The sequence below is a fragment of the Serinibacter arcticus genome, from assembly GCF_004786095.1.
GTDB classification, from domain to species: Bacteria; Actinomycetota; Actinomycetes; order Actinomycetales; family Beutenbergiaceae; genus Litorihabitans; species Litorihabitans arcticus.
In genome coordinates this window covers 21491-34602 of sequence record NZ_RHPJ01000006.1, presented here as the reverse complement: position 1 = coordinate 34602, position 13112 = coordinate 21491, and the positions used below count along the sequence as shown (strand labels likewise).

At 74.2% G+C, this 13112-nt stretch carries 10 protein-coding genes and 2 tRNA genes; 6 read left to right on the top strand and 6 right to left on the bottom strand.

From position 1 onward, the window contains the following. Window positions 1-738: 738 nt before the first annotated feature. The 3 genes from SERN_RS15165 to SERN_RS15155 form a co-directional block, all read right to left on the bottom strand. A tRNA-Ala gene (locus tag SERN_RS15165) sits at window positions 739-811 on the bottom strand. A 92-nt stretch (window positions 812-903) separates the two neighbouring features. Further along, window positions 904-1668: a hypothetical protein gene (locus SERN_RS15160; RefSeq protein ID WP_135851011.1), complete on the bottom strand. Its 765-nt coding sequence runs from the start codon at window positions 1666-1668 to the stop codon at window positions 904-906. A gap of 321 nt (window positions 1669-1989) precedes the next feature. Next, window positions 1990-2580, bottom strand: a complete 591-nt coding sequence (locus tag SERN_RS15155; RefSeq protein WP_135851010.1) for a GNAT family N-acetyltransferase — start codon at window positions 2578-2580, stop codon at window positions 1990-1992. A gap of 95 nt (window positions 2581-2675) precedes the next feature. Here SERN_RS15155 and SERN_RS15150 point away from each other — a divergent pair, with 95 nt between their 5' ends. The 4 genes from SERN_RS15150 (at window position 2676) to mscL (ending at window position 5183) form a co-directional block, all read left to right on the top strand. Further along, a complete protein-coding gene (locus SERN_RS15150) occupies window positions 2676-3410 on the top strand; it encodes a 5-formyltetrahydrofolate cyclo-ligase (RefSeq protein ID WP_233251749.1) in 735 nt (244 codons plus the stop codon). A gap of 77 nt (window positions 3411-3487) precedes the next feature. Beyond that, on the top strand, window positions 3488-3886 hold the full coding sequence (locus SERN_RS15145; RefSeq protein WP_135851009.1) for an FmdB family zinc ribbon protein: 399 nt from the start codon (window positions 3488-3490) through the stop codon (window positions 3884-3886). An 88-nt stretch (window positions 3887-3974) separates the two neighbouring features. Beyond that, window positions 3975-4643 carry an SAF domain-containing protein gene (locus SERN_RS15140; protein WP_135851008.1) on the top strand — a complete coding sequence of 223 codons (669 nt, stop codon included), beginning with the start codon at window positions 3975-3977 and terminating at the stop codon, window positions 4641-4643. A gap of 39 nt (window positions 4644-4682) precedes the next feature. Beyond that, entirely contained in the window at window positions 4683-5183 is a 501-nt protein-coding gene (mscL, locus tag SERN_RS15135) for a large conductance mechanosensitive channel protein MscL (protein WP_135851007.1), read from the top strand. Between the two features lie 99 nt (window positions 5184-5282). Here mscL and SERN_RS15130 read toward each other — a convergent pair whose 3' ends face one another. After that, a complete protein-coding gene (locus SERN_RS15130) occupies window positions 5283-9791 on the bottom strand; it encodes a hypothetical protein (RefSeq protein WP_135851006.1) in 4509 nt (1502 codons plus the stop codon). A 145-nt stretch (window positions 9792-9936) separates the two neighbouring features. Next, entirely contained in the window at window positions 9937-10941 is a 1005-nt protein-coding gene (locus SERN_RS15125; RefSeq protein WP_135851005.1) for an aldo/keto reductase, read from the bottom strand. A gap of 297 nt (window positions 10942-11238) precedes the next feature. Between SERN_RS15125 and SERN_RS15120 the strand changes: the two genes are divergently transcribed. Then, a tRNA-Arg gene (locus SERN_RS15120) sits at window positions 11239-11311 on the top strand. Window positions 11312-11373: 62 nt separating this feature from the next. Further along, window positions 11374-11838 (top strand): SRPBCC family protein, encoded by a 465-nt coding sequence (locus SERN_RS15115; protein ID WP_135851004.1) that lies wholly within the window; start codon window positions 11374-11376, stop codon window positions 11836-11838. A 5-nt stretch (window positions 11839-11843) separates the two neighbouring features. Here SERN_RS15115 and SERN_RS15110 read toward each other — a convergent pair whose 3' ends face one another. Beyond that, a complete protein-coding gene (locus tag SERN_RS15110) occupies window positions 11844-12899 on the bottom strand; it encodes a universal stress protein (RefSeq protein WP_135851003.1) in 1056 nt (351 codons plus the stop codon). Between the last annotated feature and the right edge of the window lie 213 nt (window positions 12900-13112).

Sequence of the window (13112 nt, the reverse complement as noted above, 5' to 3'; positions counted from 1 at the left end):
CACACCACCCACTGACGAGAAGATGCGAGGCAAAACAATCAAAACCACGACCAACCAGACACAAAGATCCGACCAGCCGAATGGCATCACATTCACAAACACACTGTTGAGTTCTCAAACAACACACACCACACCAGCAAACCAACCCCCACCAGGAGAGCCAGCCCCACCGGGGCAACTTCTCAAACTTACACCCCCCAGACCAGACCGTCAAACCGAAGTCCAACCAGATCCAACCCGAACGAGTGACCCCGCGACAGTTGAACCGCATCAGCGGCTCTTCGCTTGGGATTCACGGTCAGCCCGTCCCTCTCGGTCCGGCTCGCTTCCCCGTGTGAAAAGAACATTACGTCACGGTGAACGATGTGGCAAATCGTTGCAACTGCAACGCTTCGGCGACCCGAGCCGCTCGAGCGGATGCGTGCCGCGCCGCCGGCGGCGCGCCTCGTCGGCGTGCGTCACGCCGTCGCGACCACCCACCGCGTCGCCGGCCGCGGCCGGCGCAGCTCGCCGTTGACTCGGCGTCACACGTGCGTGGCTCGAGACCCCAGCTCGCCCCGCGCCCCGCGCCCCGCGCCCCGCGCCCCGCGCCCCGCGCCCGAGCCGGCGCAGTCCCGGCCGGCAAAGGCCCCGGCAACCACGCACACCTCAGTAACGACGAAGGCACCGAGAACGACGAAGGCCCGGAACCGCGTCTGCGGTTCCGGGCCTCGTCACCGTCCTGGGACGGATCTCGGGTGGAGCATAGGGGATTCGAACCCCTGACCTCTTCGATGCGAACGAAGCGCGCTACCAACTGCGCCAATGCCCCGACACCCACTCGGCCGGGGCCGGTTGAGCGGGATCGAGCCTAGCACCGGGTCCGCGTGGAGACGAATCGGCCCGAGCGCTGGGACGGTGCGGCTAGGCCCCCACGGCCCGTCGGCGAGCCAGCACCGCGCGGAGGTCGATGCCCTCATCGATGCTGACGTCCAGGGACACGTCGGCCACGTCGGCTGCGGCGTCGACCGCCACCTCGGGCGCCTCGTACGGCGCCGCCTCGCGACGGATCGCCACCGGCTTCAACGTGTAGGTGGGGACGGGGACGGGGACGGGCGTCCACGATCCCGGCGCTGCCTCGACCACGACGTCCACCGAGGGCGCCGCGACCTCGACCACGGGGTCGATCTCCACGGGCTCGGGGACCGTCTCACGATCGGCCGGCACGGCCTGCGAGATCTGGACGGGCACGTCACCCGTCTGCCAGCTGAGTCCGGCGGCACCGGCAGCCTCCGCCGTCGGACGAGCGACGCCGTCGGCGGACAGGTGCGAGCGCAGCTGGGACGGTGAGTACGTCGGACCTGCCGACCGCTCGCGTCGCGGCTCCGTCAGGCTCGCCGGGACCTGGGCCCACTCGGCGCGCTCGGACCGGGCCGTGCGCACCCCGAGCCACAGCACCCCTGCCAGCACGAGCGTCGGGAACGTCGCGAGCAGCGGGGAGAACGGCGTCGCGGCGACGGCGACCCACGCGACCACCGACACGACGGTCAGGGCGATGGTGAGGACGAGTCGACGGCGGGCGGATGCCGCCTGCTCGGCTCGTCGGGCGGCGAGTGCAGCACGCACCGCCGCCACGCGACGCGCCTCGTTGGCGGTGCGGCGGTCAGCCATCCCGGTGGGACGGTTCACGGTGAGCTCCTTTCGCGGGCCTGGTACCGGTAGTGAGGCGACGAGGGCTCGCGTGCTCGGCAGTCGCTGATCGCTCCTGGGGCGCCCACCGGACCCGCCGCGTGCCACGACCCGCAGCTCCTGGGAGAAGCGGTCGTCCACGCAGCTGTCGGCGACGGCCTGACGTCGTCGCACGAGCGACGGCACCAGGTATCCGAGGATCAGCATGACTGCCGCCGTGATGACGTACCCGGCGGAACTCACGAAGACGACGTTAGGTGCGCCGTCGCCCACGACGCCGCAGGTGACCGGGCGTGTCGGTAACGAGCGACCGCCGTCGGGTCAGGACCGCACCAGGCTCCGCGCGAGCGGGAGCAGTCCCGCGGGGGCCTCCTCGCGCGTGAGGGCGAAGGTCCGGTGGTCGGCCCAGTGACCCTGGATGTGGAGGTAGGCGCGGCGCAGACCCTCGTCGCGCAGCCCGAGCTTGGACGCGACGCGCAGGCTGGCCGCGTTCTCCGGTCTGATGTTGATCTCGACGCGGTGCAGGCCCAGGGAGAAGAAGCAGTCGTCGACGGCCATCGCCACGGACAGCGGCATGAGCCCCTGCCCCGCGACCTCCCGGGAGATCCAGTACCCGATCGCGGCGGAGCTCAGCGATCCGTGACTGATCCCCGACACCGTCACCTGCCCGACGATGTCGCCGCCGAGCTCGATCACCCAGGGTCGCGACGTGCCCGCTCGCGCCTGACGGTTGAGCTCCCGCACGTACTGACCGAAGGTCATCGGTGAGGAGGTGGACTCGGCGGGAAGGGTCGCCTCCCAGGGAGCGAGCCACGCGGCGTTGCGCGCCCGCACCCGACCCCACTCCCCCGAGTCGCGACGGCGGAGCGGGCGCAGCACGAGGTCACCCTCCACGAGTCGCGCCGGCCACATGAGCGCTCACCCTAGCGGCCACGCCCCGCGTCCCACCCCGTGGCCCCGTCCATGTCGGAGCACGAACGACGCCCTTCCTGTGCCACAGTGGAGAGGTGACAGGCAACGACGCCCCCAACGACGCCGCACCCTCGGGTGCCGCACCCCACGCACTTCCCGGCAGCGGGACCACGGACCTCCGGGACCCGCACCTCGACCTCGACTCCGCCGCCCCGTCCCTCATCGCCGTCGAGCAGATCGAGGACCGCAAGGACGACCTGCGCGCCGCTATCAAGGACCGGCGCTCCCAGCTCGACCAGCGCGCCCTGGCCGCGAGTGCCGAGGAGATCGCGCAGCAGGTGCTCGACCTGACCGCGGCCCTGGGCATCGCGCGCGGCGAGACGGTCGCCGCCTACGTCTCGCGCCGGCACGAGCCCGGAACCCTCCCGACCCTCGAGGCCCTGCACGGCGCGGGATTCGAGGTGCTCGTCCCCGTGCTCGGTCCGGCGCTCGACCGCTGCTGGGGCCGGTTCACCGGTGTGGACGACCTGGCCCAGCTCGCCCCCGGTCGGCCGCTCGAGCCTCGCGGCGAGCCGGAGGAGGCCCCCGCCGTCGGACGCGCCCGGCTCGTGCTGTGCCCCGCCCTCGCGATCGACGACGCCGGTGTCCGCCTCGGCCTGGGCGGCGGCTGGTACGACCGCGCCCTGCTGCACGCGGCACCGGACGCCACCGTGATCGGTGTCGTCTACGACGAGGAGTCGCGGCACCCGCGCCTGCCGCGGGCGCCGCACGACATTCCCGTGCGCGGTGTTCTCACCCCCACGTCGTGGTGGCACCTGACCGCCGCCTGACGTCGTAGAATTGGCACTCGGATCGAGAGAGTGCCAGGCGGCCTGATGTGCCGACCGGCCGCAAGCCGAGGAGCGCCATGCCCACGTACGCCTACCGCTGCACGGAGTGCGGTCACGCGTTCGACATCTACCAGACGTTCACCGAGGACAGCCTGACGGTCTGCCCCGAGTGCTCGGGCAAGCTCCGCAAGGTGCTGTCCCCGGTCGGCGTCGTGTTCAAGGGTTCGGGCTTCTACCGCAACGACTCCCGCAGCGCCTCGACCACGAGCGAGTCCGCCTCCCCGAGCAAGGACAGCGCCTCGTCGGGCTCCTCCTCGTCGTCGTCCTCGGGCAAGGACGGCGCCCCGTCCTCGACCGCCCCCAAGAAGGACGGCGGATCGGGCTCGTCGAGCACGTCCGGTTCGTCCTCCTCGTCGACGCCGAGCAAGCCCGCCTCGGGCGGGGCGAGCGGCGGCTCGAAGCCTGCCTCGCGCTGACCTGTCCCCAGGGCCGGTCGCCGTCGCGTCCGACCGTTGTCGGCAGGCACCGACCCGTCCGACACGCGCGTCGCCCTAGCGTCGCGGGATGACCACGGCGCTGCCCCTGCTCCCCCGCCGCACCGGTCGGACGGGTCGCACCGTCCGGTCGCTGCTGTGGCGCTACCGCCCCGCGCTCGTGGCCGTGCTGGTCGCCGTCGCCGCGTGGTCGGTGCTCGGTGCGCTGCGCCCCGCGCCGCCGGAGACCGCACCCGTCGTCGCGGCGTCCCACGACCTCCCGGCCGGGCACGAGATCACCGCGGGTGACCTCGCGGTGCTGGCGCTGGCGCCGGACGTGGTACCGCCCGGTGCCTTCACCCGCCCCGAGGACCTCGTGGGCCACCGGATCGCCCATCCGGCGGGCGACGGCGTCCCCCTGGTGCCGGGTGACCTCGTCGAGAACGGCGCGTGGGCGGCCGCCGGCCCGGACGAGCTGGTCGTCCCCGTGCGCCTCGCCGATCCGGTGGTCGCGGGTCTGATCCCGACGGCGACGCCGATCCAGCTCGTCGCGGCGACCGGGAGCGGTCCGACCCTGCTGACGAGGGACGCTCGCCTCGTGGCACGGATCGAGGACGCGACCGCGCCGTCCGGTGTGCTCGGCACGCCCGGGACGGGCAATTCGCTGCTTCTGCTCGCCGTACCGGCCGATGTCGCTACCCTCGTGCTCGACGCCGGTGCGGGTGGGACGTTGACCGTCGCCCTCGGGGCGGGCGACTGACACCCCGCACGGGCGACGGACCCGACTCAGGAGGCACGCATGACCACACCCAACGATCGTTTCAACCAGGCGTCGGACGCCCTGCGCAAGAGGACCGGCTTCCTCAACGGCTTCAGGGAGTTCATCTCCCGCGGCAACGCGGTCGAGCTCGCCGTCGGTATCGTCATCGGCGCCGCGTTCACCACGGTGGTGACGGCGATCGTCAACGGTCTGATCAACCCGCTGATCGGCGGGATCTTCGGCAAGCCGAACCTCGACGACATCTGGACGATCACGATCGGCAACGCCGTGTACGTCGACGCCGACGGTGTGGAGCAGATCGGCGCCGCGCTCAGGCCCGGCATGGTCCTCACGGCCCTCCTCAACTTCCTCATCGTCGCCGCCGCGATCTACTTCATCGTGGTGCTGCCGCTGAACAAGCTGGCCGAGCGCCGCAAGAAGGGCGTCGACCCCGAGCCCGAGGCCCCGGCCGAGGACGTCATCCTCCTCGGCGAGATCCGGGACCTCCTCAAGGCGCAGGGTCCGACCACGCGTCCGTAGCCCACGGGTCCTCGCCCCACCCGCACGACGAAGGACGGCCACCCGGCATCTGCCGGGTGGCCGTCCTTCGTCGTGCTCGCGGTCCGGCCGCGACGGGTCTCAGCCCCAGTGCGGCGGGCGCTCCCGCAGGATGCGGTCCTCGTCCTCGCGGCCGCCGTCGCCCCAGGCGCGATCGTCGTCCTCCCAGGCCTTGTCGGGGATCACGGCCGGCGTGATCGGGGCCGGGGCGGTGGGCTCCGACTCCGGCTCGGGCTCCGACTCCGGCTCGGCCGCCGAGACGATGTCCGCCGCCGTCGCCGGCTCGTGCCGCTGGTCGATCGGCGTGAGCGTCGCCGTCGGCTGATCGACGTCGTCCACCTCGGACTCGACCGCGTCGGTCGACTCCTCGGGCAGACCGACCTCGTCCTGGTCCCCGACCGCGTCCTGGTCCCCGACCGCGTCCGCGTCCGCCGGCTCGGCGTCGTCGAGCTCGGCGTCGGCGTCGCCGTCGGCCCCGACCTCGGCCACCGCGTCGGGCGCCACGACGTCGTCGTCGCCGTGCGCGTCCTCGTCCACGAACGACGGCGGCGCGGTCACCCCGCTGGGGACGATCGGCTCGTCGCCGCCCTGGGCGCGCACGCGCTCCGAGACGGCGTGCAGGATGCGCTGCGCGGCGCCGTCGGGGTCGAGGAAGACGTCGAGCGACGCGAGCACGACGACGTCCCAGCCGCGCCGTTCGAGACGCTCGACCCAGTGCCGGTCACGCACGCGAAGGCTCGGCGTCGCCACGTAGGCGTCGGTGTCGGACAGGATCGCGACACCGAGGGACTCGTTCAGGTGCGGGTGGCCGACGGCGAGCGGGATGCGCACGCCGCCCTCCGGTCCGTAGTCGGCCACGACGGTCAGCCCCATGCGCCACAGGCGGTCGGCGAGGTCGACGAGGAGCGGGTCGGGCGATCCCTCGCGCTCCCCCGTCTCGACCTCGACGTCGCCCCCGGCCGCCGCGAAGGCGAGCAGGTCGGCGAGCATGCGGGAGCCGGCCGCGCGCAGCCGGTCGGAGTCGAGCTCGGTCGGCGCGATGCAGCTCGTGACCACGAGGCGGCCCCGGCACGCGTCGATCGTGTCCACGAGGAGCGACACCCCGTGCTGCGAGCTCACGGCGCCGAACTGGTGGATGACGCGCCCGTGCGGCGACTTCCCGTAACCGACGGTGAGGATGATGCTGTCGCGCCGCATGCCGGCCGCCTGCTCGACGTCGACGACGGCGAACGGCTCGCTCGCCGTCGGGTCGAAGAACCCCGCGACCGCCGGCGCCTCGGCGACGGCGTGCGCGACGGCGTCGCGGATGCGCGCCGCGTGCCGGGCGTTGAGGGCGACGACGGCCAGGCTGTCGTCCGGGCTCGTGAGCGCGTGCTCGATCACCAGGTCGACGACGTGGTCGACCTCCGCGGGCACGGTCTCCACGACGCCGCCCTGCGCCGCGAGGCCGCGGCCGTCGACGACGTCGAGCCGGATCAGCGAGGGGCCGGGCGGTCCGGGGACGCGGCCGACCGCGTCCTCGTAGCCGTGCGCGGCGAGGAACGCGGTGAGGTGCTCGTCCCGGTCGGTCCGTTCGGTGTCGAGCTGGACGTGCGGCAGCACCGCGGCGAGGTCCGCGACCACCCCCGTGCCCCCGCGCCGGATGTCACCGACGACGACGACCTGACGGGCCCGCGCGACGGCGGCCACCACCTGGTCGGTCGTGAGGTTCTGCACGTTGTCCAGCACGAGCAGGTCGGCGCGCTCGGACTGGTCCAGCACCTGCGGCACGAGCATGGCCGGCACGCTCCAGCAGGGCACGACGGCGGCCGTCACCGGGGCGAACTGGGCGCGCGCCGTGCGCAGGTCGAAGCCGGCGACGTCGCGGCGCGCGGCATCGGCGGCCCGGAACAGGTCGCGGGCGGCGTCCTTGTGCGTGACGGCGACCTGGCGCAGGTTCGTCGCCGTCGCCAGCCGCACGGGCGGGACGAGCGAGGCGACCTGGTCGACGTCGAGCGCCCGCCACCGCTCGACGTCCTGACCGAACGTCGTGGCGCCGCGCAGCGCGGGGTCGGAGGCGAGGATCTCCTCCAGCACGCTGGACCACCAGGCCAGGTCGAGCTCGGCGGCGACCAGCTGCAGCGGTACGCGCCGCGCGGCGAGGTCGGCGAGCAGCTCGCCGAGCCCGAGGCCGTGCAGGCGCGTCAGCGCGTCGGTCCGCTCCGGGAGCGCGCGGGTGACGCTCTCGTCCTCGGCGAGGCTGAGCAGGTGGTCGGCCAGCGACTCGAGGTCGGCGTGCTCGAGCGGCACCGTGTCGTCGTAGGTCGGCCGGATCGCGGACTCGAGCTCGGCGAGCGAGGCGACGACGTCGTCGGTCACCTGGACGAGCTCGCTCATGTCGTCGGGCAGGCGGGGCCAGCCGCCGGCCGGGCAGTGGATGCGCCAGATCTCGCGCTGCTCCTGCACCGCGACGAGCTCGCCGTGCAGATCCGTGACGTGACGGCCCGGGCGCAGCAGGTCACGCGCCTCCTTGCGCAGGCGGCGCCGCACGCTGGAGGGCAGCTCCTCGTGGTCCGAGCGCTCGGAGCGGGGCGCGGTCGCGGCCACCAGGTCGGCGGCGGACCGCTCGAAGATCATCGGCTGGAAGACGTCCATGGCCGAGCGGACGCCCTGGAGCATGCGGAGCTGCTCGACCCACACGGCGAGCGTCGTCGCGGGTTCGAGCCCGGTCTGGGCCGTCGCGACGGCGATCTTCTGGCGCAGCGCGGGCACGGTGCGAACGGCGAGCCGCTGCACCTCGTCGACGACGTGGCGCGCGTGGTCGGCGTCGGTCAGCGCGACCCCGTACCAGGGGCTGTCGCTGCGGCGGATCTGGAAGGCGCCGAGCGTGGCGGCCTTGGCCAGCTCGCCGCGCGCGTCCTCCAGCGTGCGCCCGGTCAGGCGCGAGAGCACCGGCACCGGCAGGCGGACCTGGTTGCGGGGGGCGGGACGGGCGGCGGTGAGCGACGCGAGCGCCTGCATCGCGCCGTGCGCCGTGACGCCCCACTCGGGGCGCGGCGCGTGCCACGCGTGCACGCGGGCCGTCAGCGCCGAGTGCAGCCGCGACAGCTCGCCGCGGGTGCGGATGATCGACGGCGCGTCGACCGTCGGGAGGTCGGCGCGCAGGCGCGAGGTGATGAGCTCGCCGACCTCGGCGCCCTGGCTCGAGCCGGCCGAGGCGTCGAGCACCAGGCCGGGCAGACCCAGCTCGTCGAGGCGGCCGCGGAGAGACTCACCCGCGCGGCGGGTGCCGGGGACGTGGATGACGGTGCGGCCCGACGCCGCGGCGTCCGCGACGATCGCCACGACCGTGTCGGTCGTGGGGGCGCCGGGCGGGGCGTCGACGACGACGCTGATCCCGCTGGCGACGGTGTCGAGGACGTGGTGCTGCGCGGGGTCGAGGTCGCCGACACCGCGCTCGGTGCCCGGGTCGCGGTCGCCGCGCAGCACGGTCGGCAGGGGCCGGTCGAGCCGGCCGCGAGCCGCCTCGTCGCCCGCGAGCGCCGCGATGACGTCGTTGTCCACGAGCCAACCGCCGGACAGGTCGTCCGCCAGGATCTGACCGGGGTGGGCGAAGGATCCGATGACGATGAGCTCGGTGACCTCGACGTCGGCGAGCACGCCGATCGCGACGTCGCGGATGGCGTCGAGCGCCTCGCGAAGGTCGCTCGACCCGGTCACGGCCGGGGCCGTCAGGCGATCGACGTCGACGCCCGCGGACAGCAGCGCACGCTCGACGACGGGGTTGATCGTGGCGCGGGAGTGCAGCGCCAGCGTGGGCTCGTGACCGCCGTCGGCGACCTCGAGGCTCACCGGCCGCAGGAACGCCGGGGCGCGCATGAGGAGCCCGGCCCCGTCCTCGCCGACGGGGTCGGTCCAGGTCAGGACGCCGAGCGCCGCCGTCGTCGCGGTGACGCCGTAGCGGTGCTGGTGCTCGGCGGAGCGCGTGAGCACGGCGCGGGCGCGACGGCGGGCGTGGGCCAGCGCCGACGGCTCGCGCACCAGCAGGCCGAGGGCCGTGGGGCGTCCGGCGAGGAACTGCGCCATGCCGCCGGGGTGGGCAGCGGACAGGTCGAGCGTGGCGTCCGCGAGGGTCTCGATGTCGCGCAGCGCGGACTCGCCACCCATCGCCGACAGCGTCTCCTGCCACTCGCGCGTCGCGCGCGCGACGGCCTCGGCGCGGGTCAGCGGGCGGGTGGGGACGGCGGGCGTGGTGGGCGGCGCGGAGGTGCGGGCGGACGCGGTGCGCCTCGGCTGCTCCGGCGACGACGACGACGCCCGGCTCCTGCGGGTGGTCGCGGCGGACTCGGGGGTGGCGGGCTGCTCGTCGGACGCCTCGGCGTCAGGTGTGCCGTTCTCGGCCGACGGCGCGACGGCCTCGTCGGCCTCGTCGGACTCCTCGGCGCGGGCGGGCTCGACGTCGTCCAGGTGGTCGAGGTCGTCCAGGTCGTCGGGCGGGAGCAGCGGCGTGACCTCGGGGTCGCCGAGGGGGCCGCCGTCGTCGACCCTCGGGCCGTCCTCGACGTGCCCGGCGCCCGACTCCTCGACGGGGTCGGCTGCGACGGGGATCACCTCCGTCGCGTCCGTGCTGTCGTGCCGCGTCACACCCACCTCCAGCTCTCCGATGCGGGCGCGACCGCGCGCGCCCTGGTCCAGTCGGAGACTCGGCGTCCATCGTCGCACTGTCGCGGCCCGCAGCCGCGCCCCCGCGCCGGGGCTAGCCGAGAGCGTCGCTCGCGGCGTCGAGGTCGCGCAGGTCCGCCGGCGTCAGGTCGAGCGTGAAGCTCGCGACCAGGGCCGGCAGCTGGTCGGTGGTCCGGGCGCTGGCGATCGGGGCGCCGACGGTCGGGCGCGTCCGGAGCCAGGCGAGCGCGACCGAGGCCGGCTCGACGTCGTGGGCGCGCGCGACGCCGTCGAGCGCACCGAGGAGGTCTCCGGCGCCCGGGCGCTCGAGGTAGCTGCCCGCGCCGCCCGCGCGCGGCGAGTCGACCTCGACGCCGGGGCGGTACTTGCCCGTCAGGAAGCCGGACGCGAGCGAGGAGTAGGGCAGCTCGGTGAGGCCGAGGTCGGCGAGGACCGGCACGAGCTCGGACTCGATCGAGCGCTCCACCAGGCTCCAGCGGTCCTGCGAGTAGGCGGCCGGGGTGAGGTTCTCGGCGCGCGCGGCCTCGACGACGGCGCGCAGGCGCTCCGGTGCGAAGTTGGACAGCCCGATGGCGCGGATCTTGCCCTCGCGGACGAGCTCGTCGAAGGTCGCCGCGATCTCCTCGGGCGACTGCGTCTCGTCGTCGGCGTGCGCGTAGTAGAGGTCGATCGTCTCGGACTGCAGGCGCGTCAGGGACTCCTCGACGGCGGCGCGCACGTTGTCGCGCGCGAGGCCGGGGCGCTCGGGGTGCTTGGAGACCTTGGTGGCCACGAGGACGTCGTCGCGCCGACCGTGCGCCGCGAACCACTCGCCGAGGATCGCCTCGGACTCGCCGCCGCTGTTGCCCTCGGCCCACGCCGAGTAGACGTCGGCGGAGTCGATGGAGCGACCTCCCGCCTCGACGAACGCGTCGAGCACGGCGAAGCTCGCGTCGCGGTCGGCGGTCCAGCCGAAGACGTTGCCGCCCAGCACGAGCGGGCCGACGTCGCCCAGCGGGGCGTGCGGCGCGGCGGCCGAGACGATGGTGGGGACGGCGTCTGTGGAGCCGTTCTCGGTGGGGAGGGTGTCTGAGCTCATGCCTCCAGCCTCACACGGGGTGCGCCGGGTGAGGCCGAGCGGTGTCGGGCGTCCGCATGGTGACCCTGCCGGCGCGGGTGCGTCCCTTCGAGCGGTGCAGCGGTCCCGTCGAGCGGTGTGGCGGGGCGGCCGCGGGCGCCGACCGGCGGCATTCCGCCGATCGTCGGAGGTCGCACCACCGTCGGACCGCCCGAGGGGACGGCCGCACCTCCCGACGGGACGGGCACCCGGCGGCGGTGGGCCCGCCCCGGCCCCGGTAGGCTGTCGTCGCCGCGGCAGCTGCTGCCGCAGGTGCCCGCCCTCGTAGCTCAGGGGATAGAGCAACCGCCTCCTAAGCGGTAGGTCGCGCGTTCGATTCGCGCCGGGGGCACCCTCGTGGCCGATCCTCACGTCGTCGTGGGTGCTCGGCGCTCGCGCGGCTATCGTGGGCGGATGGCCCTCCCCCGCGTCGACCGTGCCGTCCGATCCGTCGCCGCACCCGCCGACCTGACCTTCGACGTCCTCACCGACCTCAAGCGGCACGCCGGCGCGTTCCCCTTCACGACCATGGCCGCGCCGCCCGCCCCGCCGCGCGTGGGTGACAAGTTCGAGGCCGTCACCCTGGGATTCCTGCGCGACATCATGGTGCTCGAGCGCCTGGCGACGTCCACCGACGGCGGACACCGTGCCGTCTACCGCAAGGTCGGCGGGATGTTCCGCGGAACCGTCGAGATGACGGTGCGGCCCCGAGCCGGCGGCGACGGCCGCAGCGAGGTCACCTGGGTCTACGACGTCTGGCTCCCGAAGGGTCCGCGCTGGCTCAGCCGCAAGGCCGCCACGATCGGCTGCACGCTGGCGGCCGGCGTCGCGCTGTACCGCCTCGGTGGACTGGCCGAGGACGAGGCCCGCTCGGCCTGACCGCGTCAGGGGCGCGGGCGACGGCGCTTCAGCCAGGGCGGGTCGATCGGCGACACGCCCTCCTGCTCGGTCCGTGCCGGCACCACCAGCACCGGGCACGACGCGTGGTGCAGCACGGACTGGCTGGTCGACCCCAGCAGCATCCCCGTGAAGCCGCCGCGTCCACGTGATCCGACGACGACCAGGTCCACCGCCGTGGAGAACTCGCTGAGGAGTCCCGCGCCCGAGCCGTCGAGCGCGTGCAGCTTGACCCGGACGCCCGTGTCGGCCACGGCCTCGCGGACCATCACCTCGAGTCCGGCCTTGACGTCGGCCAGCACCTGGCCGCGGTCGATCGCGGCCGGCAGCCACGCCAGGACGCCGGCGCCGTGCGACAGCGGCACACCCGCGACGGCGGTCAGCTCCGAACCCCACAGCGCCGCCTCCGCCACGGCCGCGTTCAGCGCCACCCGCGCGCTCGGTGAGCCGTCCACGCCGACGACGATCCGGCGCGGCGCGGCGACGGGTGCCATCGCCTCCCAGGCGTGCCCGTAGGTCGGCTCCTCGCCGTCGGTCGCTCGCCCGCCGCGACCGCCGCCGTCGCGTCGACCACGACGCGAGGCCTCGCCGCGCGTGCCGCCGTCCTCGTTCCGCAGCGGGACCACCACCACCGGGCAGCGGGCGTGGGCCGGCAACGCCGTCGACACCGTCCCCAGCAGCCGGTCGGTGAACCCGCCCCCGCCGCGCGTGCCGACCACGGCCAGCCCCGCCGTGGCGCTCGCCTCGATGAGGGCACCGGCGGCGTCGCCGGTCTCCAGCACCGAGCTGACCTCGACCCCGCGGTCGCTCGCCTGCGCGACGGCTCCGTCGAGGGCCGCCTGCGCCGAGGCACGGATGGCGCTGTCGTCGAGGGCGGCGTACCCGCCGTCGAGCGATGCGGCCGTGAACGAGGGCAGCGAGTACGAGCACAGGACCCGCAGGCCCCACCCCCGTCGTTTCGCGGCCGCCAGCGCCCACTCGAGCGCCCAGCCGCTCGGGTCCGAACCGTCGACCCCTACCAGGACGTGCTGTGACTCGGCCACAGATCTCACCGTGCCTCTCTGCCCGTTGACTTCCCCTTGACCTTATCGGGATGAAGCCGCCCCTGCCAGGTGTGCGGGAGGCCACACGGGTCCAGCGCGGAGCAGCACTTCGGCCGGTGTCCGCTCCGCCGCGCCCGCTGCGCCGCCCCCGAGTACGCCGAGTTCGGGGTTTCGCGCCGAGTTCGGGGCTGGGTCCCCCGAACTCGGCGCAAA

Excerpts from the sequence above, each read along its gene's own strand:
- SERN_RS15155 (WP_135851010.1), bottom strand. The coding sequence starts at position 2,580 with ATGTGGCCGGCGCGACTCGTGGAGGGTGACCTCGTGCTGCGCCCGCTC.
- SERN_RS15145 (WP_135851009.1), top strand. The coding sequence starts at position 3,488 with ATGCCCACGTACGCCTACCGCTGCACGGAGTGCGGTCACGCGTTCGAC.
- SERN_RS15140 (WP_135851008.1), top strand. The coding sequence starts at position 3,975 with ATGACCACGGCGCTGCCCCTGCTCCCCCGCCGCACCGGTCGGACGGGT.
- mscL (WP_135851007.1), top strand. The coding sequence starts at position 4,683 with ATGACCACACCCAACGATCGTTTCAACCAGGCGTCGGACGCCCTGCGC.
- SERN_RS15125 (WP_135851005.1), bottom strand. The coding sequence starts at position 10,941 with ATGAGCTCAGACACCCTCCCCACCGAGAACGGCTCCACAGACGCCGTC.
- SERN_RS15115 (WP_135851004.1), top strand. The coding sequence starts at position 11,374 with ATGGCCCTCCCCCGCGTCGACCGTGCCGTCCGATCCGTCGCCGCACCC.